Annotated in this window: 17 protein-coding genes and 3 tRNA genes; 9 read left to right on the forward strand and 11 right to left on the reverse strand. The window is 36.1% G+C overall.

All coding sequences use genetic code 11. The annotated features are described in order from the left end of the window. Nucleotides 1-2 precede the first annotated feature (2 nt). Nucleotides 3-416 carry a response regulator gene (locus OGZ34_RS21740; RefSeq protein ID WP_173966332.1) on the forward strand — a complete coding sequence of 138 codons (414 nt, stop codon included), beginning with the start codon at nt 3-5 and terminating at the stop codon, nt 414-416. A gap of 143 nt (nt 417-559) precedes the next feature. Here the strand turns inward: OGZ34_RS21740 and rpsT are convergent, their stop codons facing one another. From rpsT to proS, 5 genes are all read right to left on the reverse strand, one after another. Continuing rightward, nucleotides 560-811 (reverse strand): 30S ribosomal protein S20, encoded by a 252-nt coding sequence (gene rpsT, locus OGZ34_RS21745; RefSeq protein WP_173966087.1) that lies wholly within the window; start codon nt 809-811, stop codon nt 560-562. Nucleotides 812-965: 154 nt separating this feature from the next. Next, nucleotides 966-1,037 (reverse strand) — tRNA-Glu (locus OGZ34_RS21750). 44 nt (nt 1,038-1,081) lie between these two features. Beyond that, nucleotides 1,082-1,153 (reverse strand) — tRNA-Glu (locus tag OGZ34_RS21755). 45 nt (nt 1,154-1,198) lie between these two features. After that, nucleotides 1,199-1,270: transfer RNA gene (locus OGZ34_RS21760), tRNA-Glu, on the reverse strand. Nucleotides 1,271-1,347: 77 nt separating this feature from the next. After that, nucleotides 1,348-2,826: a proline--tRNA ligase gene (gene proS, locus OGZ34_RS21765; protein ID WP_263361721.1), complete on the reverse strand. Its 1,479-nt coding sequence runs from the start codon at nt 2,824-2,826 to the stop codon at nt 1,348-1,350. A gap of 101 nt (nt 2,827-2,927) precedes the next feature. On the opposite strand from proS, the gene OGZ34_RS21770 reads away from it, so the two are divergent. The 5 genes from OGZ34_RS21770 (at nt 2,928) to OGZ34_RS21790 (ending at nt 8,667) form a co-directional block, all read left to right on the forward strand. Further along, nucleotides 2,928-3,962, forward strand: coding sequence for a hypothetical protein (locus OGZ34_RS21770; RefSeq protein ID WP_263361722.1), 1,035 nt, complete (start codon nt 2,928-2,930; stop codon nt 3,960-3,962). A 44-nt stretch (nt 3,963-4,006) separates the two neighbouring features. After that, the gene (locus OGZ34_RS21775) at nt 4,007-5,596 is read left to right on the forward strand and encodes an OmpP1/FadL family transporter (protein ID WP_263361723.1); all 1,590 of its coding nucleotides are present in this window, start codon (nt 4,007-4,009) and stop codon (nt 5,594-5,596) included. 217 nt (nt 5,597-5,813) lie between these two features. Then, the gene (gene rimO, locus OGZ34_RS21780) at nt 5,814-7,127 is read left to right on the forward strand and encodes a 30S ribosomal protein S12 methylthiotransferase RimO (protein ID WP_173966091.1); all 1,314 of its coding nucleotides are present in this window, start codon (nt 5,814-5,816) and stop codon (nt 7,125-7,127) included. A 35-nt stretch (nt 7,128-7,162) separates the two neighbouring features. Then, nucleotides 7,163-7,726 (forward strand): hypothetical protein, encoded by a 564-nt coding sequence (locus OGZ34_RS21785; RefSeq protein ID WP_263361724.1) that lies wholly within the window; start codon nt 7,163-7,165, stop codon nt 7,724-7,726. Between the two features lie 35 nt (nt 7,727-7,761). Continuing rightward, nucleotides 7,762-8,667, forward strand: coding sequence for an N-acetylmuramoyl-L-alanine amidase (locus OGZ34_RS21790; protein ID WP_173966093.1), 906 nt, complete (start codon nt 7,762-7,764; stop codon nt 8,665-8,667). Nucleotides 8,668-8,956: 289 nt separating this feature from the next. Here the strand turns inward: OGZ34_RS21790 and OGZ34_RS21795 are convergent, their stop codons facing one another. The 5 genes from OGZ34_RS21795 to OGZ34_RS21815 all read right to left on the reverse strand — a co-directional run bounded on the left by OGZ34_RS21795 (nt 8,957) and on the right by OGZ34_RS21815 (nt 15,526). Further along, nucleotides 8,957-10,030, reverse strand: coding sequence for a porin (locus OGZ34_RS21795; protein ID WP_263361725.1), 1,074 nt, complete (start codon nt 10,028-10,030; stop codon nt 8,957-8,959). 906 nt (nt 10,031-10,936) lie between these two features. Further along, the gene (mgrA, locus tag OGZ34_RS21800) at nt 10,937-11,893 is read right to left on the reverse strand and encodes an L-glyceraldehyde 3-phosphate reductase (RefSeq protein ID WP_263361726.1); all 957 of its coding nucleotides are present in this window, start codon (nt 11,891-11,893) and stop codon (nt 10,937-10,939) included. Between the two features lie 78 nt (nt 11,894-11,971). Further along, nucleotides 11,972-13,300, reverse strand: a complete 1,329-nt coding sequence (locus tag OGZ34_RS21805) for a sialate O-acetylesterase (protein WP_263361727.1) — start codon at nt 13,298-13,300, stop codon at nt 11,972-11,974. A gap of 75 nt (nt 13,301-13,375) precedes the next feature. Beyond that, nucleotides 13,376-14,956 (reverse strand): L,D-transpeptidase family protein, encoded by a 1,581-nt coding sequence (locus tag OGZ34_RS21810; RefSeq protein WP_263361728.1) that lies wholly within the window; start codon nt 14,954-14,956, stop codon nt 13,376-13,378. A 153-nt stretch (nt 14,957-15,109) separates the two neighbouring features. Beyond that, nucleotides 15,110-15,526: a DUF1573 domain-containing protein gene (locus OGZ34_RS21815; RefSeq protein WP_263361729.1), complete on the reverse strand. Its 417-nt coding sequence runs from the start codon at nt 15,524-15,526 to the stop codon at nt 15,110-15,112. A 154-nt stretch (nt 15,527-15,680) separates the two neighbouring features. On the opposite strand from OGZ34_RS21815, the gene OGZ34_RS21820 reads away from it, so the two are divergent. The 3 genes from OGZ34_RS21820 to OGZ34_RS21830 are packed head-to-tail and all read left to right on the forward strand — an operon-like array spanning nt 15,681 to nt 18,448. Beyond that, the gene (locus tag OGZ34_RS21820) at nt 15,681-16,943 is read left to right on the forward strand and encodes a sensor histidine kinase (RefSeq protein WP_173966099.1); all 1,263 of its coding nucleotides are present in this window, start codon (nt 15,681-15,683) and stop codon (nt 16,941-16,943) included. Then, nucleotides 16,940-17,623, forward strand: coding sequence for a response regulator transcription factor (locus OGZ34_RS21825; protein ID WP_173966100.1), 684 nt, complete (start codon nt 16,940-16,942; stop codon nt 17,621-17,623). The genes OGZ34_RS21820 and OGZ34_RS21825 overlap by 4 nt, the downstream gene beginning before the upstream one ends. A gap of 60 nt (nt 17,624-17,683) precedes the next feature. Continuing rightward, complete coding sequence (locus OGZ34_RS21830; RefSeq protein ID WP_263361730.1) at nt 17,684-18,448, forward strand: MBL fold metallo-hydrolase; 765 nt, start codon at nt 17,684-17,686, stop codon at nt 18,446-18,448. A 14-nt stretch (nt 18,449-18,462) separates the two neighbouring features. Here OGZ34_RS21830 and OGZ34_RS21835 read toward each other — a convergent pair whose 3' ends face one another. Further along, on the reverse strand, nt 18,463-20,667 hold the full coding sequence (locus OGZ34_RS21835) for a B12-binding domain-containing radical SAM protein (protein ID WP_263361731.1): 2,205 nt from the start codon (nt 20,665-20,667) through the stop codon (nt 18,463-18,465). Between the last annotated feature and the right edge of the window lie 148 nt (nt 20,668-20,815).

Below are 20,815 nucleotides of genomic sequence, written 5' to 3' on the forward strand. Positions count from 1 at the left end.
ATATGCTCGAGCAAATTTTATGTATTGACGATGATCCAATCACGTTGATGTTATGCAAAAAAGTAATTTCGAAGTCATCATTCTCCAACGAAATTATCACAGCTCAAAATGGAGAAGAAGCATTGCATCATTTCAACACACTTAAATACACCAACAATAAAAACAAAGCAAACAAAAAACCGGAATTGATTTTTTTAGACTTAAACATGCCGGTAATGGGCGGCTGGGAATTCCTAGATCACTTTACCTCTCCAGCTTACAAAGAATTCAATACCGCAAGTGTAATTGTGCTTTCTTCCACTATTGACCCAGATGACCTGGCCAAAGCCAAAAAATACCCCATTATAATTGATTTTCTTTCAAAACCAATTACTCAGCCTATGTTGGAATATCTTAAAAAGAAAATCGGAATCTAACCCTGGAATTCTAAATTCTAAATTCCAAATCTCAATCAAGCACTATTGGAATTTAGATTTTTTACTTTAAAAATTACCTGAATATTACAAACAAAAAAAAGTCCTCAAAGAGGACTTTTATATTTTTAGGAAATTGCAATTAATTACAATTTAGCAACATGTTTAGTTAATTTAGACTTCAAGTTAGAAGCTTTATTATCATGAATGATATTCTTTTTAGCCAATTTATCAATCATAGAAATTACAGTTGATAATTTAGAAGACGCATCAGATTTATCAGTAGCTAATCTTAATGCTTTAATAGCGTTACGAGTAGTTTTATGTTGGTATCTGTTAAGAACTCTTCTTTTTTCGTTACTTCTGATTCTTTTTAATGCTGACTTATGATTTGCCATTTTGTTTTAATTTTAGATGTAATAATTATTATAAATACTAGTTAAAAAAGAAAAACCTCCCACAATTGCAAAACAATCACTTTGGTTTTAACTAATAAAACAAAAACCGAGACACCAATTTTCATTTTACAAAACTTATTTACAACTAATTTTGTAGTCTGTAAGGGAATCGAACCCCTGTTACCAGGACGAAAGCCTGGAGTCCTAACCCCTAGACGAACAGACCATTATCGTTCTAAGTTTTTCTATACTTAAATAGAGGTATTATTGTAGCCCGTAGCGGAATCGAACCGCTCTTACATGGATGAAAACCATGCGTCCTAACCGATAGACGAACGGGCCATTTTAATTCTCATAATTTAAAGAACAATTTCGCAATAAAAGTAGTAGCCCGTAGCGGAATCGAACCGCTCTTACATGGATGAAAACCATGCGTCCTAACCGATAGACGAACGGGCCTGCTTCTCTAATGCGGATGCAAAAATACAACTATTTTTAAGATGTACAATACCTGATGCAAAAAAAATTAAAAAAAATTAATATGCCTTTGCAAACAACACTCTTTTTGAGGAAGGATTACCAGTAAACACACAGGTTCCCGCCTCTTCTTTACTATCTAAAGGAATACAACGAATTGTCGCTTTTGTCAAGTCTTTTATTTTTTCTTCAGTCGCAGCAGTACCATCCCAGTGAGCTGATACAAATCCTGCTTTACCATCTAAAACCTCTTTAAATTCCTCAAAACTATTCACTTCCGTAATATGAGTATCTCGGTAGTTTAAGGCACGATTGTATAAATCAGTCTGAATCTGCTCTAAAAGATCATTTACATAATTCACAATTCCTTCAGCAGAAACCGTCTCTTTTGTCAATGTATCACGTCTGGCAACTTCAAAAGTTCCATTTTCTAAATCTTTTGGACCAACAGCAATTCTAACCGGCACCCCTTTCAATTCCCATTCCGCAAATTTGAATCCTGGTTTTTGAGTGGTTCGGTCGTCATACTTAACGGAGATTTTCAATTTTCTCAATTTAGCCGTTAGCTCATTAACCGCAGCGGTAATTTCAGCCAACTGCTCATCCGTTTTATAAATTGGAACAATCACAACTTGTATTGGCGCCAAATTTGGAGGCAATACCAATCCCTGATCATCTGAATGCGTCATGATCAACGCCCCCATCAAACGGGTCGAAACTCCCCAGGAAGTTCCCCAAACATGTTCTTGTTTTCCTTCAGCATTCGCAAACTTAACATCGAATGCTTTTGCAAAATTCTGACCTAAAAAGTGAGACGTTCCAGCCTGTAATGCTTTTCCATCCTGCATTAAAGCCTCAATACAATAGGTTTCATCAGCACCGGCAAAACGCTCCGTTTCGGTTTTAAAACCTTTCACAACCGGAATCGCCATAAAGTTCTGTGCAAAATCAGCATAAACATGCATCATTTTTTCAGACTCTTCTAATGCTTCTGCTTTTGTTGCATGCGCGGTATGCCCTTCCTGCCATAAAAACTCAGCAGTTCTTAAAAACAAACGCGTACGCATTTCCCAGCGCACCACATTCGCCCACTGATTAATCAACAAAGGCAAATCTCTATAAGACTGAACCCATCCTTTATAAGTAGACCAAATAATCGCCTCACTTGTTGGACGAACAATAAGCTCTTCCTCTAATTTAGCGTTCGGATCCACCATTAGCTTTCCGGGTTTATCCGGATCATTTTTTAATCTATAGTGCGTTACAATAGCACATTCTTTTGCAAATCCTTCAGCATTTTTTTCTTCTGCTTCAAACATGCTTTTAGGCACAAATAAAGGAAAGTATGCATTTTGATGTCCTGTTTCTTTAAACATTCGATCCAATTCCGCCTGCATTTTTTCCCAAATAGCGTATCCGTACGGTTTAATAACCATACAGCCTCTAACTCCTGAATTTTCAGCTAGATCCGCTTTTACAACCAGCTCGTTATACCATTTTGAATAATCTTCTGATCTTGTAGTGAGGTTCTTACTCATATCGAATAGTTTGGCACAAATTTTGTTTTAATAATTTTAACTAAATAGTTTGACAAAACTAACTATTTTTGTAATGTGCAACAATAAAAAACACCACAGATATGAAAACTTCTATTTCTTTCCGCCAAAACTCAAGTCATTTTTACTTAATTGGATTATTGAGTTTTCTACTAGCATCGTGTGGTTCTTACCAAAACACTTCCTATCATGACAACGATGGAATTTACGGAGGTTCACCAAGAACGTATGCTCAAGCAAATACCACAAATAATCAATATAAAGATTACTTTAGATCCTTACAAGACGACAATCAGCCAACGGAAATTTTTACAGATATTGACAGCTATGGCAATTATGCTGTAAATGACAGCACAAAAACCGTTAGCAACTACCCTGCCTGGGGAAGTGCAACCACTGATGTTTCTGTAAACGTATATTCTAACCCTACATGGTCGTTAGGATTTGGTTTTGGCTACGGATCCCCTTATTATGGTTGGGGTTATGGAGGATACTGGGACAACTATTGGGGATACCCTGGCTACTGGGGAGGCGGATGGGGATACCCAGGATGGGGATATCCGGGATGGGGCTACCCTGGCTATTGGGGATCTGGTCACAGATATGGATACAACAACTATTCTTATAACTATGGAAGAAGAGGTTCAGCAGCTTATTATGGAGGAAGAAACTATTCTTCCGGAAACTATATCACAAACAGAGGCTACAGCACCAATAGAACTTACAGCTCTAACAGAGACTACACTAACACTAACCGCAGCTATAACAGCAATAGAACCTATAGCACAAACAGAAGTGATTTCTCTGATTCAAGAAGAAATGCATCTGCAAACGGAAGAACATACAACAACTCCTCACCTACCTTTACCAACAGAGGAAACACAACTCAATACAATAGTGCCGATTACAGCAACAGAAGATCATCAAGTAATTACTACAACAACACTAACAGAAGTTACAACTACAACAATAACAATTCTGCACCAACAAGAAGCTACTCTCCTAGCCCATCCCGTTCTATGAATAGCGGCGGCAGCGGTGGAGGAAGATCATATAGCGGTGGCGGCGGTGGTGGCGGCGGAAGATCATACAGTGGCGGAGGAGGCGGAAGAAGATAATCGCCTCTTTCGTTAATCAGAAAATCATACTAAAAACTATCCAAATGAAAAAAATATTATTCCTACTTATTACAGGACTAACTGCCAGCGTCTCACATTCTCAGGAAGTATCAGATGCTGTACGTTATGCGCAAGACAATTTAACCGGAACTGCAAGATTTAGAGCCATGAGTGGCGCTTTTGGAGCTGTTGGAGGAGATTTTTCAGCCATTTCCGTAAACCCTGCAGGATCGGCAATATTCTCTAATAATCAGGTTGGAGTAAGTTTTAGCAATCAAAACATCAAAAACAATTCAAACTATTTTGGAACAGAAATTAGCGATAGCAAAAATTCTTTTACCCTAAATCAGGCGGGTGCTGTTTTTGTTTTTCACGATCACAACCCAAGCAACAACTGGAAAAAGATTGCTATTGGAGCTTCTTACGAAAACACCAATAACTTCAACAACAAAATTGTTTCAGTAGGAACAAACCCAACAAATTCTATTGACGGTTATTTTTTATCTTATGCTAATAACGGAAACGGAGGAGCACCAGTGCCACAAGAATTTGTAAACCTGGCCAATAACGAATCAATTAGCGACCTTTATCGCTATTTAGGCTCGAACTTACCAAATGGTCAATACCGAAATCTATCGGGATTCTCTGCTCAACAAGCCATGCTGGGTTATCAGGGATTCGTCATAAACGCTTCTGACCCGAATAACCCGAACAGTACATACACCACAAATGTACCTGCAGGAAATACCCCGGGAAAAGGAGATTATTACCAAGAAAATGAAATTTTCACGAGCGGATACAATAGTAAATTAAGCTTCAACATAGCAACTTCCTACAAAGACAGACTTTATTTAGGTGCTAATCTAAATGTGCATATCACGGATTATAGAAGATCAAGTAGTTTTTACGAAGACAATGACAACCCAACGATATCAACCCCAACGATCTCAAGTTTACGCTTCAATAACAACCTTTACACCTACGGAAATGGCTTCTCTTTTCAACTTGGAGCTATCGCCAAAGTCACTAAAGAATTCCGACTTGGACTGGCTTACGAATCCAACACTTGGTACGAACTTTACGATGAACTTTCACAAAGTTTATACACAACCATGCGAGCAACTGGCGGACAACCTATTAATAAGTCCGTCAATCCTGATGTAGTTAATATTTACGAACGCTACACCTTACAAACTCCGGGAAAAACCACTTTCAGTGCCGCTTATGTTTTTGGAAAATCCGCATTAATCAGTATTGACTATGCCATAAAAGACTATAGCAATACCAAATACAAACCTGGCCGTGATTTTACAGGAATCAACAATCAACTAAGCAATCAATTGACCAATGCAGGTGAATTAAGAGTAGGTGCCGAATATAAAATAAAACAATTAAGCCTGCGCGGTGGATATCGTTTTGAAGAGAGCCCATACAAAGACGGAACTACAATTGGAGACTTAAACAGTTACTCAGGTGGTTTAGGGTATAATTTTGGAAGCACTAAAGTCGATTTAGCTTATTCCTATTTAGAAAGAAAATCGAACCAGGGATTTTTTGCAACCGGATTTAAAGATGGAGCAAATGTTACCTCAAAACTAAACAACGTTACGCTTACTTTATTATTTGAATTGTAATTAAAAATAAATAGAATAAATTAAAATTTCCGTCAGGCCCTTACTTGACGGATTTTTTTTTAGCCCGGATGGAAGCAACATCCTTTTGTGTCCGCCTTGGCCGACACAAAAGATATAGCAAACAGCAGGATAAGCTTCATAAAAATCACCTAAAAGAAACGGAAACAAGCGGTGTTTGAATAAAAAAGTGTAATTTTGCACTCCAATTTATAAAAGTATGAGAACCAAGTCTTTAAAAAAGAACAAAATTAACGTAATCACTCTTGGGTGTTCGAAAAATGTATATGACAGCGAAGTGCTAATGGGACAACTTCGTGCTAATGGCAAAGAAGTACAGCATGAGGCACCTGCTAAAGAAGAAGGAAACATTATTGTGATCAACACTTGCGGTTTTATTGACAACGCCAAAGCAGAGTCGGTAAACATGATTTTGGAATATGCTGATAAAAAAGACAAAGGATTAGTAGATAAAGTTTTCGTTACCGGATGTTTGTCTGAACGTTACAGACCGGATTTAGAAAAGGAAATCCCAAATGTCGATCAATATTTTGGCACAACTGAATTGCCTCAGCTGCTTAAAGCTCTTGGTGCTGACTATAAACACGAGTTACTGGGAGAACGTCTAACTACAACTCCAAAGAATTATGCTTATTTGAAAATTGCGGAAGGCTGCGACAGACCTTGCAGTTTCTGTGCTATTCCGTTAATGAGAGGTTCACATATTTCGCAACCTATTGAAAAATTGGTTAAAGAAGCTCAAGGTTTAGCTAAAAATGGCGTTAAAGAATTAATCTTAATTGCTCAGGACTTAACATATTACGGTCTTGATCTCTATAAAAAAAGAAATCTTGCCGAACTTCTGGAAGCATTAGCCAATGTTGAAGGTATCGAATGGATTCGTCTTCATTATGCTTATCCTACTGGTTTTCCAATGGATGTTTTAGAATTAATGAAACGCGAGCCTAAAATCTGTAATTATATAGACATACCGTTACAACATATTTCTGATTCGATTTTAAAATCAATGCGCCGCGGTACTACTCAGGCAAAAACAACACAATTATTGAAAGATTTCCGTGCTGCGGTTCCGGGAATGGCTATTAGAACTACCTTAATTGTTGGGTATCCTGGCGAAACTCAAGAAGATTTTGAGATTTTGAAAGATTTTGTTCAGGAAATGAAATTTGACAGAATGGGTTGTTTCGCTTATTCTCACGAAGAAAACACTCACGCTTACTTATTGGAAGACAATGTTCCGGATGATGTAAAACAAGCACGAGCAAATGAAATAATGGAATTACAGTCACAAATTTCATGGGATTTAAACCAGGAAAAAATTGGACAGGTTTTCAAATGTATTATTGACAGAAAAGAAGGAGCTCACTTTGTAGGCAGAACAGAATTTGACAGCCCGGATGTTGATAATGAGGTTTTGATTGATGCGTCTAAACATTATGTAAAAACGGGAGAATTTGTTAATATAAGAATAATAGAAGCAACAGAATTTGATTTATACGGAGAACCTGCTTAAATTTACGCTAAACAATTTTTAATAAATACACTTTTATGAAACCTATACAATCTTTATTTATTTTGTTTTTCGCGTTATTGTGCTTTAACTCTGTTTCAGCTCAATACGGAAATGGTTACAATAATGGTTACGGTGGTGGCGGTTATGGTAATGGCTACGGACGAGGCGGCGGAATGGGTATGGACAGAAGCATGATGGGAGGTCCTCAGCCAAATACCAGTAAACCAAAAGAAATACCTGTTGAAGAGACTGTTGGTAAAATTGTAGAGCAAATGAAACCGGAAGTAAACCTTGACGAACTACAAGCCATAGCTATTGGAAATGTTTTAATAGACAGCATGAGAGAGCAGGGCATCTTATTAAAAAATGAAAGCAGTAATCAGGATCAAAAAATCGAACAGATTAAAGCATTAAGAGAAAGTACTACTAAAAAAATAACTGCTTTTTTAAATCCGGATCAGATTCCAAAGTATACTGCATTCATGGATAATTTTAAAGAGATAAAAAAGACCTCTAAATCAAAAAAGAAAAAAGACTCAAAAGATAAAGATTCAAAAGAAGTTAAAGAAGACTCCGAAGCAACCAAAACACAGGACTAATTGTTTCAACCTCATCTAAAAAAATGCAACTGGCCATGGCAAAAAAACATTTTTGTTACCTGATTTTAGCAATTATTATTACTTCTTGCTCCACAAATCCTTATAAAAACACCGAAAAAGTTTACGATCAGCAGCTTAAAACTTTAGAGGGACAAATTACGAGTAAAGAAGCCCAACCAATTCCAGTAGTAAGCCCTGTAGTTATCGACACTACTTATGCACAACAACTTGGCATAGTAAAAGATACTTTATCTAAAACAGGATCAACTTCTTTACTAAATGGTATAAGTACCGAATGGATTGGAACAGTAAACTTCAACTTAAGAAAACCAAGTTTCATTATCCTTCATCATACCGCTCAGGATTCTCTTCAGCAAACGATCAATACTTTTACCAAGACCCGAACTCAGGTAAGTGCTCACTATATTATCTCTGAAAACGGAAAAGTAGTTCAAATGCTAAACGATTATCTAAGAGCCTGGCATGCAGGAGCATCAACTTGGGGAAAAAATACAGATTTAAACTCTTCTTCTATCGGAATTGAACTTGACAATAACGGCTTTAAACCTTTCACAGAAGCACAGATTAGTAGTTTAGTAGCGCTTTTAACAAAATTAAAGAAAGACTATAACATCCCTACTCAAAACATATTGGGACATTCTGATATTGCTCCGGGAAGAAAACGAGACCCAAGTGCTCTATTCCCTTGGAAAACCCTGGCTGAAAAAGGATTTGGAATCTGGCCGGACGAAGTTCTTGAGGAAGCACCTTTTGATTTTAAGATTGAGCCTGCACTGAGAATTATAGGATTTAATACCAAAAATCTTTCAGCAGCTATCATGGCATTCAAATTACATTATATTCAAACTGACACGACTGCAACTTTAGATCGAAAAACAATAGATACTATTTATTCGATTTATAAAAAACAGCTTCAGTAATACAATAACAATCAAGCACAAAAGTGCATTTCTTAAATTTAGAAATGCACTTTTTTTATTGTAAAAAACCTGACGTCTTATAAAAGTGAAGCATTTTTTTCTAAGTATCCATTTCGGCATTTTGATACACCAAAAAGGAATAACACAACTAATCTAAATTACAATGTAAAAATACTTAGCTGAAAACCGTGAGAATAGTGCAATACAAAAAGACTCCCATAAAAAAGCTGCCAAAACACAAGATAGGTTTTGACAGCTCCAAAAAAAAAAAAAATATCAATCTTTATCTCTAGAAAGAGTATGTTGTAGCGACTAATCCGAAGAACGATCCTCCTGTTGGAGCAGCATCTTTATCCAAAAAAATATCCTGAGAAGCAGCGTCGTATCGTAATTCCGGGATAATTGTTAGTTTCCCTACCTTGTAATTTAAAGAAACGGTGTTGGCAAAAACATTCGATCCTGTTAAGGTACCCAAACTGGCCGCAGCATCTTTCGCATCGAAATATTCCATACGGTAAGCCAAGCTCAATGATGGTTTAAAAGCATAATTTGCATATCCTACCAAAGCAAACCAATCACCATCTAGTGCACTGTCAATATCATTATTTGTTTTGGCATAAGTAGCATTAAATCCTAAAGAAAAGGCATCCGTAATCGCTTTAGAGGCTACAAAATCAATTTGCGTTTTATTCTCCTCAGAAGCAGGATTACTGCTACCTGAAGTAAAATTCAAATAAGCACTGCCTGTGTCTCCGATATACCCCACTTGTGCTATGTATGTTTTTTGACTTGAACCTGCATCCATTGCCGACTTAAAGTCGGTTGGGTTTGTGATACCAAACATCGCGGTGAACTTGCCTGATGTATATTGCGCTTTTAGTCCAGTATTAAAAAAAGGGCCATAAGAAAAAGCATAAGACATGCTGTAGTTTTTATTCCCGATCGCATCCAGTACTTCATACCCGATATGAGTTCCGAAACTACCTGCAACAAACTTAAATTTATCGGTAACCTGATAGGTAAAAAATAATTGTTTAATTAAAAATTTTGCATTTATATCTTTATCTGTTGTTTCGTTATAGGAGAACTCCCCCGCTCTCTTCCCAAAGCCTAAATCGACAAAAACCGAAGCTTTTCCGAAGGTATGTCCAACCTGAACAGAGGCCATCCCTAATTCGAATGAGTCCTGAGAATTTGTAAAACTTGTCAATCCATTCATCTGTTTTGAAAAATCATATTTATAATACGCATCTGCTGATCCTCCCCAAGTGGTTGCCGGCGACGTCGTAGCCTCAGTTTCCTCTTGGGCAAAAGCAAAAGAACTCGTTAACATCACGGCTAAAATGTGCAATACTTTTTTCATGTTTTAATTGGTTTTGGTTATTAATTGATTCTGGTTAGTTAATCTTTTATATAGGTAATTGAATACTATAAGCCACTTTTAAAACCTCTTATTCCCTCTAAAACTCCTTCATTTTCAGTAGCGAATTTATTAACTTTTGTATGAGTAAAAGAATCCAAATCTACTTTTCTACTGTTTTTAAAGAAGAATTATGGATTACAAAAATTAGCCTCTCTATAATCGTTATTTGGCATTATTAGTTATTCTTTTTTAAAAAATCAACAACTACATTTTAACAAAAACATTAAAAAATTAAAGGTAAAAACAAAATAACAAGTAAAAATTAGCTTAAAAACATCAAAATTTAAATCTTAAAAACAATATACCCATCAAAAAATAGGGTATATTATAAAACAAAAAAAATAAAGGCAAAACTCAAAAAACACATATAACACGAAAAAGGATAATTTCAAAAAGTAAAAATTCCTACAAAAATTACAACCCAAAAAAGCAAGGGACACATCTAAAAACACAACCGCTTTACCCCTAAAACAGCTGTTACTAAAAACAAAAAAAGCCTGTTCCATTTCGAACAGGCTTTCTCAAAAAAGCTTCACTATGCTTAACTAAAAATCAAATCACAATGTGCTATACTAAATAAGAGCTTCTATTACCGACCAGCTTAAGATCTATCGAAAATCCTTTTTAAGAATGCTGATAAGCTTGACACAAAAAAAGACGCACCAGGGGGCTATCGTGTGGACACAAGTATAAAAAACAACACGAATTACACAAATCGCCACTAATTTGTTTGTGAAATTAATTTCACAAACCAGGCTGACCAATTAAAATTTGTGCAAATTAGTGCAATTTGTGTTCAGACTGTAGCGCAGGGATATGTCTTTTTCCGGGAATCTAAAAATTGGCTTATGCTAAAATTTCCTCGATTGCATTTAATTCATCTTGTGTAAAATCAAGATTTTGCAAACACTCTATATTATTATTCAATTGACGTACAGAACTTGCTCCGATCAAGACCGAAGTAATTCGTTTGTCTTTTTGGAGCCACGCTAAAGCCATTTGAGCCAAAGACTGGTTTCTGTTTTTAGCAATTTCATTCAACCGAACTAATTTTTGGATGCGTCCTTCCGTAACCTCATCTTCTTTCAAATGCCCGTTTGGATTATGTGCTCTGGAGTTTTCTGGAATTCCGTTTAAGTATTTATCCGTAAGAAGTCCTTGAGCCAAAGGAGAAAAGGCGATACACCCTACTCCTTTTTCGTCCAGAACATCAAGCAAACCGTTTTCTACCCAACGCTCCAGCATGGAATATTTTGCCTGATGAATCAAACATGGTGTTCCCAAGTGTTTTAAAACATCAACCGCAACACTGGTTTGCTCTGCCGAATAGTTGCTTATTCCCACATACAAAGCTTTTCCGCTTCTCACCGCATAATCTAAAGCCATCATGGTTTCTTCAATTGGAGTTTCCGGGTCAGGGCGATGCGAATAAAAAATATCCACATAATCAACTTTCATTCTTTTCAAACTCTGATCCAGGCTCGATAACAAATATTTTCGGGAGCCCCAATCTCCATAAGGTCCGTCCCACATCGTATAACCGGCCTTTGTTGAAATAATAATTTCGTCTCTTAAATTTCCCTGAAAATTATGCCAGAGAATCTTTCCAAAATTAGTTTCTGCCGATCCCGGAACTGGTCCGTAATTATTAGCCAGATCATAATGTGTAATTCCTTTATCAAAAGCCTCCACAGCAATGCATTCTGCAGTATCAAAATTATCTACTGATCCGAAGTTATGCCACAATCCTAAAGAAATCTGCGGCAGCAGCAATCCACTTTTTCCACATCTGTTGTATTTCATTATTATATTTTAAAGGGTGTACATTTTATAATTTTAAAGGTAGAAAAAAAACAAATTCCTTTTGCGGCATTTCAACTTTCAATCGGTAACAAAACAAGAAGCAGGCAGATTCACTTCATTGAAAAGATCAGACTGAATAGTATTTCCCCAAGCAAAACGAATTTTTACAGGTCTCGACACTTTTTTACTGGTCAAAATGACCTGATCCCTTAGTATAGAAGCTTCGGCTGGATAAAAAATTTCATCTGCTCCAGCCATTTCAAACTGACTGGAGTTTTTATTCTTAAAATGTAATCCATCAGCAGCATCGAAAGAAACTATTATTTCATTCTCTTCAACTATAAAATCCTTAAAGAGTGGTCCGTTTACCAAATTCGATTTGATTTTATAGGTTTCAGCCAAAGCCAAATTCGCCAGACGGATTCCTACTGATTTTTTATCTTTTGGATGAATCTCTTTCACGTCTGAGACATCACTGATTACGACCATCCCGGTTTTAGGAACTTTATGAAGCAATTTTCTTTGTGAGTCTCTTAAAATGACATTGAAGAAATTATTACTTCCGGTTTTATAGGGAGCAATTTGAACATAATAAAAAGGGAATTCGTCTTTCCAGACTTCCCGCCAGGAGGCGATCAAAGCAGTCAGAATTTCATCATAAATCAGAGATCCCACATTTGACTCTCCTTGATACCAAATAGTTCCGGCTATTTTAAATCCAACAATTGGGTGAATCATTGCGTTATAGGCACGACCGGGTTGACGTGGCTCATATTCTTGCTCATTAAATTTTCTGGCACTTTCAAGTAAGACAGGATCATTCTGAACAACTTCGCTTGGTATCCAGATTTCTGCCGTAGTTCCTCCCCAATTGGAAGATATCAATCCGACAGGAACATTTTTCAAATCCTCACGCAAACGTTTCGCAAAGAAATAACCTATTGCGCTAAAATCTTTCATGGTTTCCGGAGTTGATTCTGACCAGCTTCCTAAAAGGGTATACTGAAGTTCTGCCGATGTTAATTGAGGAACATTAAAAAAGCGAATAGCAGCGTCAGCAGCATTTTTCATTTCCTCTTCTCCATTATCGATTCCCCAGCTAGCCGACATTTCCATATTAGATTGTCCGGTACAGAGCCAAACTTCCCCTATAAGAATATTGTTAAGTACAATCTCACTATTCCCTTTTATCAAAATTGTGTAAGGGCCACCAGCTTCGGGAGTTTTAATAATAATCTCCCATTGTTCCTGATGGTTTACAATCACCTGATACTTCCGATTGTCCCAACTTGAAACTAGTGTAATTTCTTCTTTTGGATTCGCCCAACCCCAGATTTTCACTGCGGAATTGCGCTGCAAGACCATATTGTCGCCAAAAATATTTGGTAGTATCACGTTTGCTATCATAGTATAGAAAATCATAAAAAAGAAAACAAACTTAAATCTATTATTTCCTATTTGCTATCTATTTAAACACTTCTTTTATTCTTCTGTCAGCAGTTTTATCAGACTTTCGTCTCTCTGATAAATGTCTTTATAAAAATTCAAGTGTCCTTCCCTATCTACCCAGGCGGTAAAGTAGCCAATATAAACAGGCACCTTTCTTTTTAAAGTATACCAGTTTTCTTTACCGGCATGCATGGCTTTATCAATTCGTGCAGGGGTCCATGAAGGATCTTGCTTTAAGAGTTCGATTGCAAGTTCTCTAGGCTTCCCTACACGTACGCAACCGTGACTAAAAGCTCTATTTTCTCTTTCGAACAAACTTTTGGCAGGTGTATCATGCAGGTAAATGTTATTTGAGTTTGGAAACAGAAACTTCACCAAACCCAGCGAATTATTCTTTCCGGGTAACTGACGAACCGCACCGTTATTCCATTCAAGATTTTTCTCTCTCAGATAATTCTTGTTCTTGGCCATTCCGGGTTTGATCTCTTTATTGATTATACTAGTGGGTACATTCCAATACGGACTAAAAACAATATTGTTCATCATTCCACTAAAAATAACGGTTTGTGTCATCGCTTTGCCCACCACTACCGGCGACACAAAAACAATTTCCCCATTTCGGATTAAATACAATCTGAACTCAGGAATATTAACTTCTATATATTCTTGTCCTTTTTCAAGTTCTGGATCGATCCATCGACAGCGTTCCATATTGACAATAATCGTTTTGATTCTATCAGAAACAGGCACATTCAGTTCGACAATATGCTCTGGCAGGATTATATTTTTAGGTGTTAGGCCATGATGTGATTCAAAATTCTTAACCGCTGCAATTAAAACGGAATCACAGATATTACTGTTATTGTTTTCCTTTAAATCACCTGTTGCATAAAGTCTCGCCCTTATCTGTCCAATAGCGGCTACAGAGTCACCTGTTTTAAAACTTTTAAAACCTTCTTCTGTTTCAATGGTTTTCCATCCTCCTTTTTTCTCTATTTCTCTATATTGATGAAGTGCATCGCGAAGTTTATAGTACTGACTGAACATTTTGCTTTTCCTATCATCGCTAATCGTGGCCTTTTTATAAATTGAATCAGAAAACACCTGATAGTTTACTTTTTTTCGCGGTAAAAGCCATTCCAGGGACTTTGTGGTCTTCTCGTCTACTCCGGATACTTTTTTGACGTAGTAGAAATACAAATTAGTAATCATCAAATCGGTATCGACTTTCGATAGTTTATTGTCAGCAGTGTGCTCAAATACTGGACTGATCTTTTCTTTATAAGGAAAATTAGCTTTCAGTCCTTCCTGATCCAGTCCTTTGTATTTGTTGAATAATAAATTTCCAAATTCTACAACTCCTTTATTGTCGAGCCATAACTGAGTAGAATTGTGTTTTTTGTACAACGCCAGAACGTCCTCCTGAAACTTAATCAAATTGGGGTAGGCCTGATAAAAACCTACAATACCTGAGCTGTCAATTTTAATTTTAAGTTCCGGCACGATGTGCTGTGTTGCTTTTTTCGATTCTTCACCCTTTACTTCCGATTTCTTATTACAGGAAACAACGCTAAAAAGAAGGACAACAGCAATAAGGGGGGACAAAAACTTCATAACTATTATTTTTACAATAAAAGTAGAAAAGTTTTGCCGAAGATTAGCCTACAGCACAAAATATTACTGCTCCTTTAATCACTGAAATAAAAGCAAAAAAAAACTCCAGACATATGATATCCGGAGTTCCTGCTTTATAACTAACCTCTAAATTTAAATCACTGTGCCTTTTAGAGTAAGGATTTTTGGAGTGCTTTCGGCACTTGTAGTCACAGTAACTGTTTTTGTAAAACCACCTTTGTTCGCTGCGTTGTAAGTAGCAGTTACTTTAGCTGATTTTCCAGGCAAAACCGGTTCTTTAGTATAATCTGTTGCTGTACAGCCACAAGATCCTTGTACGTTTGTAATGACAACAGCCGTTTTTCCCGTATTTTTAAATTCATAAACAATTACTTTTGGAGTTCCCTGAGGAATTTCACCCACATCTATAGTTTCTGCTTTCCATACCACAGCTGAAGCAGCTACTTCAGTAACTTTTGTTTCTGAAGTAATGGATTTTAGTGGTGCAATCGCCGAAAAAGACATTAAACATAATGCCAAAGACAACATCGAAATTTTAATCATTTTCATAGCTAAATATTTTATTGGTTAATGATATTTCAAAAGTACTCCCGAACTGAGCAAGACGCTGTTAACCGCTTTCAAATCTTTGTTAACGACTTGTTAATTGGTGTTTTTAACTATAAATTTGATTAATATTACACCATCAAAAAACACCTTTTTCTTGAAACTCAACAAACTCAATAGCATCATCATCTTAGGATTAATAGCCATTATAAGCATACTGGTGGCACAATTACTTTGGACTAAAGAGGCTTTTACTTTAGAGCAAAAAAAACTCAATCAAAAAGCACATATCGCTTTACTCGAAGTAGCCAAAAAATTATACGAAGGAACCAATCATGAGCTGCCTGCACAAAGCCCCGTTCAAAAAATTGCCAACGACTATTATATCGTAAATATTGACAATGATTTTGAACCCGATATTTTAGAATTTTATCTGAAAAACGAATTCAAAAAAATGAATATCACCACCGACTTTGAGTATGCCATGTACAATTGCCAAAGCGACGAAATGGTGTATGGAAATTATATTTCTTTATCTGAAAAAACTAAAGTAAAGCAATCGGTTTATTTTCCAAAACATAAAAATTTGGTTTATTATTTTGCCATACGTTTTCCAAATGAAACGACCTATTTGTTTAGTTCGATGCGATTTTGGTTCATACTTTCGATTGCTTTGATTCTTATTTTACTGATTTATGTGTATTCTATTTTTACGCTTTTGCAGCACAAAAAGTACTCGGAACTGCAGCGTGATTTCATCAACAACATGACCCATGAATTTAAAACACCCTTATCCTCTATTCTAATTGCCTCGAAATATTTAATTGAGCAAAAACCAATTAAAGACGATAAAAAACTCTATACCTATACTGACATTATTATCAATCAAAGCCACAAACTGAACGGTCATATTGAGAAAATTCTGAATGTTGCCAAGTCAGATTATGCTCCTCTGGAATTACAGAAAGAAACGGTTTCACTTGTTCCGATTATTGAAGAAATCATCCAGAACATTCTTTTAAAATATCCTGAAGCAAACATCAAAATTGAAACACTCTCCAATGAGTATAAAATAGAAACTGATGTTTTTCACTTCTCCAATTTAGTCTATAATTTACTCGATAATGCGGTTAAATATTGTTCTGAAAAGTCTCTGGTCATAATTGGAATCGCGGTCGAAAATTCTGTTTTAAAGCTAACTTTTAAAGACAACGGAATTGGAGTTTCTCCTAAGAACATTTCCTTTATCTTTGATAAATTCTATCGCGCTCCAAACGAAAAAAGCAATGAGGTAAATGGCTTTGGACTTGGCTTGTATTATGTAAAAGAAATTTGCAACTTGCATAACTGGAAAATAAAAGCCGAAAACAATTCGGAAAAAGGCATCACTATAACTTTATCAATTCCCTATAAAAAATGAAACAATTCAAAATACTTTATACCGAAGACGATGAGACCCTCGCATTCCTGACCAAAGACAATCTGGAACAAAATAACTATGACGTACATCATTGCAGTGATGGAATAACGGGTTTACAAAACTTTAAAAAAGAGAATTTTGACATTTGTATCCTTGACATCATGATGCCTAAAATGGATGGTTTCGAGCTCGCTACTGAAATCAGAAAAAGCAACAGCGATATTCCGATTATCTTTCTCTCTGCCAAAACATTAAAAGAGGATCGCATAAAAGGATTGCGTTTAGGCGCCGATGATTATCTTGTAAAGCCTTTTAGCATTGAGGAATTGCTTTTAAAAATTGAAATTTTCCTAAAACGTTCGCAGAAAAATATCCCCGTTGAAAAACTAGTCTATGAAATTGGAAAATATCAATTTGACACCAGCAACTTTGTTCTTTTCAATGAAAGTGAAAAAATTAGCCTTACGCAACGTGAAGCTGAATTATTGAAATTATTTTTGGACAACAAAAATTCTGTTTTAAAAAGAGAACAGATTCTTACCTCGCTTTGGGGCACTGATGATTATTTTATGGGACGCAGTCTGGACGTTTTTATTTCACGTCTTCGTAAGATTTTAATCAACGAAAAAGACATCACTATTGAAAACTTACACGGAATTGGATTTCGGTTTACCATGTAATTTATCCCTTTTAATTCTTTTATATTTTTTGTATTTTAGTATCTATAATTTTTCCCCGATATGAAATTACATCATTTACGCAACGCCACTTTAGTTATAGAAACTGAAACCGATGTCATATTGGTCGATCCGATGTTAGGGAAAAGAAAAACGATCCAGCCCTTCACCATTTTTCGTTATAAACCTAAAAGAAACCCATTAGTTGCCTTGCCTAAAAACAGCAGAGATATTTTAAGCAAAGTAACAATTTGTCTGATTACGCATTTGCACCCCGATCATATCGACAAGGCAGGCGAGATTTTCTTAAGACGAAAAAGTATTCCTGTTGTTTGCAGCAGTAAAGATGAAGATACTTTATCAAAAAGAGGATTAAACATCATACAAACCTTAAACTATTGGGAGCCTCAGCCATTTTTTGGAGGCAAAATCACAGGAATCCCAGCCATTCACGGTTATGGTTTTATTGCAAAATTAATGGGAAATGTAATGGGTTTTCATATCGAATTACCCGATCAAAAATCGGTTTACATTAGCTCTGATACCATTTTTACAGAACATGTACAAAAAGTACTGATTGAGTTTAAACCCGATATTTCGATTGTAGCTTGCGGAACTGCAAGGTTAGATATTGGTCAGCCCCTATTGATGCGAATGAATGACATTCTGAAATTTGCTGCACTTGCACCCGGAAAAGTTTTCGCCAATCATTTAGAGGCTTTAAATCATTGCCCTACAACAAGAACAGAGTTAAAGCAAGCTCTTTCTGACAATAATCTTCTGGACAAAGTTTCGATTCCAAATGACGGAACGAGTGTCGAATATTAATGATTTTTTTCGAATTACAACACCAATAATCCAAACTCCCGTAAAGTATTAACCGGTTTAGAATACCAAAACAATTCAAAATCATCTAAATTTATCTCATAATCATTTTTCACTTCCTGAAAAGTGTAATTTTTGCTGTTTGAAATGGCAATTTTACTTAAAATTTCAACCAGCCACTCGCCTTCTTCTTTATTCGTCTGAATGTTGAAACTTTCTTTTTTATCATGAAAAGTAAAAGCCATCATTTCCCAGGTTCTTCCTTTTTTAGATTTTGTAAAAGCCTCCACAAAAGGTTTTCCGCCTAACCAAACTACTTTTGCATTGGGTTTTGTATTGAAATCGTTTCCTTCTTCAAGTGCATTGAAAATAAAATCGGGATCAATTTTTGTCTTCGGAATTTTAAAATCAAACCAATCCTGCAATTCATAATCAAAGCAGATGCCATGCATGAAATTAAAAAGTGATTTCTTTAATCCAAAACTAAATTTATCGTGATTGATTCCTGTAGAATCGGTATAATCAATATCATTATTAGCAAAAGTTCCTATTGCTTCGGTCACTTTAATAACACCAAATTTTTCCGGATACAATCCAACCGGACTGTGGGCTGTCATGGCAAATTGATGCCAAAATCCCGACTGTAAAATTCCTGCCTCAAACAACTGGCGTACCATTTCGAGACTATCCACCGTTTCCTGAACTGTTTGCGTTGGATATCCGTACATCAAGTAGGCATGAACCATAATTCCGGCTTCGGTAAAATTTCGAGTCACTTTTGCAACCTGCTCTACCGTAACTCCTTTATCAATCAATTTAAGCAATCGATCAGAGGCCACTTCCAGACCACCGGAAACAGCAATACATCCTGAAGCTTTCAACAGCAGGCATAAATCTTTAGAAAAACTTTTCTCGAATCGAATATTAGTCCACCAGGTTACCGCCAATTTTCGGCGTAAAATTTCTAACGCCAAAGCACGCATCAAAGCCGGAGGAGCAGCTTCATCGACAAAATGAAAACCATTTTGTCCGGTCTGCAGCATCAAATCTTCCATACGATCACACAGCAAATTGGCTGCAACCGGTTCATAAACCTTTATATAATCAAGTGAAATATCGCAAAAAGTACATTTTCCCCAATAACAGCCGTGCGCCATGGTAAGTTTATTCCAACGGCCGTCACTCCACATTCTGTGCATTGGATTTACGATTTCGATTACCGAAATGTACTTATCCAAAGGCAAATCCGAATAATCCGGAGTACCTACGTAGGCTTGTTTATAATCGTGTTTTAACGAGTTGTTTTTGTAGACTACTGCTCCATTTTCCAGTAGAAAAGTTCTTTTATATGAATTGGAATTTGGATTTTCTAAATTGAATATTAATTCTTCAATTGGAACTTCACCATCATCTAAAGTGATAAAATCAAAGAATTCGAAAACACGGGCATCAGAGAGCGAACGCAATTCGGTATTCGGAAAACCTCCACCCATCGAAATTTTAACTTCGGGATGATGTTGCTTTATCCATTGGGCACAGCGAAAAGCACTGTACAAATTACCTGGAAAAGGAACAGATATTAGAAAAAAAGTGGGCTTTACCGCTTCCATTTTTTCTTTTAAAATGGAAATTAAAATAGAATCAATGTAGGTTGGTTCCTGCTGTAAAGCTTCGTACAATTCATCAAACGAATTGGCGCTTCGGCCTAAACGTTCGGCATATCGGCTAAAACCAAAATTTTCATCGACACATTCTACAATAAAATCAGAAATATCCTCGAGATATAAAGTAGCCAAATGTTTGGCTTTATCCTGCGTTCCCATTGTTCCGAAAGCCCAATCGAGTTCTTCCAGTTGTGCAAAACGAGAAGCTTCGGGTAAAAAATCTTCCTGACAAATCTGTAAGGCCAAAGTTGGATTTTTCCCTTGCAAAAACTGAATTACAGCATCAATTGTTTTGATGTATTCGTCCTGCAAAGCAAAAATACGTTTTGAATTATCGGAAACTTCAGAACCTGAAACCTGAAACCTGAAATTTGAAAAATCAAACAAATCAATTAAACCCTTCTTCGAAAACAATTCCAGAATCACATCGATACCTAAATCAGCCTGAACCGATTCTATATTTTTGGTATTCAAAAAACCTTTTATATACGCTGTTGCCGGATACGGTGTATTCAGCTGCGTAAAAGGTGGCGTAATTACAAAAAGTTTTGTTTTCAAAAGGAATTTATTTTTTTTTGCAAAAATACGGGATATTTATAATCATTTGACAAAAGAAATAAATCTAATTATTTGGTTAACGTGATCAAATATTTAAGTTTTTATTTATTGAAATAAAACTTGTAAACATTTGTAATTCATGATTTAC

It is taken from the genome of Flavobacterium collinsii, assembly GCF_946903285.1.
GTDB lineage: Bacteria > Bacteroidota > Bacteroidia > Flavobacteriales > Flavobacteriaceae > Flavobacterium > Flavobacterium collinsii.

Coding starts and splice junctions, on each gene's coding strand:
- OGZ34_RS21740 (WP_173966332.1), top strand. CDS start 3: ATGCTCGAGCAAATTTTATGTATTGACGATGATCCAATCACGTTGATG.
- rpsT (WP_173966087.1), bottom strand. CDS start 811: ATGGCAAATCATAAGTCAGCATTAAAAAGAATCAGAAGTAACGAAAAA.
- proS (WP_263361721.1), bottom strand. CDS start 2,826: ATGAGTAAGAACCTCACTACAAGATCAGAAGATTATTCAAAATGGTAT.
- OGZ34_RS21770 (WP_263361722.1), top strand. CDS start 2,928: ATGAAAACTTCTATTTCTTTCCGCCAAAACTCAAGTCATTTTTACTTA.
- OGZ34_RS21775 (WP_263361723.1), top strand. CDS start 4,007: ATGAAAAAAATATTATTCCTACTTATTACAGGACTAACTGCCAGCGTC.
- rimO (WP_173966091.1), top strand. CDS start 5,814: ATGAGAACCAAGTCTTTAAAAAAGAACAAAATTAACGTAATCACTCTT.
- OGZ34_RS21785 (WP_263361724.1), top strand. CDS start 7,163: ATGAAACCTATACAATCTTTATTTATTTTGTTTTTCGCGTTATTGTGC.
- OGZ34_RS21790 (WP_173966093.1), top strand. CDS start 7,762: ATGGCAAAAAAACATTTTTGTTACCTGATTTTAGCAATTATTATTACT.
- OGZ34_RS21795 (WP_263361725.1), bottom strand. CDS start 10,030: ATGAAAAAAGTATTGCACATTTTAGCCGTGATGTTAACGAGTTCTTTT.
- mgrA (WP_263361726.1), bottom strand. CDS start 11,893: ATGAAATACAACAGATGTGGAAAAAGTGGATTGCTGCTGCCGCAGATT.
- OGZ34_RS21805 (WP_263361727.1), bottom strand. CDS start 13,300: ATGATAGCAAACGTGATACTACCAAATATTTTTGGCGACAATATGGTC.
- OGZ34_RS21810 (WP_263361728.1), bottom strand. CDS start 14,956: ATGAAGTTTTTGTCCCCCCTTATTGCTGTTGTCCTTCTTTTTAGCGTT.
- OGZ34_RS21815 (WP_263361729.1), bottom strand. CDS start 15,526: ATGAAAATGATTAAAATTTCGATGTTGTCTTTGGCATTATGTTTAATG.
- OGZ34_RS21825 (WP_173966100.1), top strand. CDS start 16,940: ATGAAACAATTCAAAATACTTTATACCGAAGACGATGAGACCCTCGCA.
- OGZ34_RS21830 (WP_263361730.1), top strand. CDS start 17,684: ATGAAATTACATCATTTACGCAACGCCACTTTAGTTATAGAAACTGAA.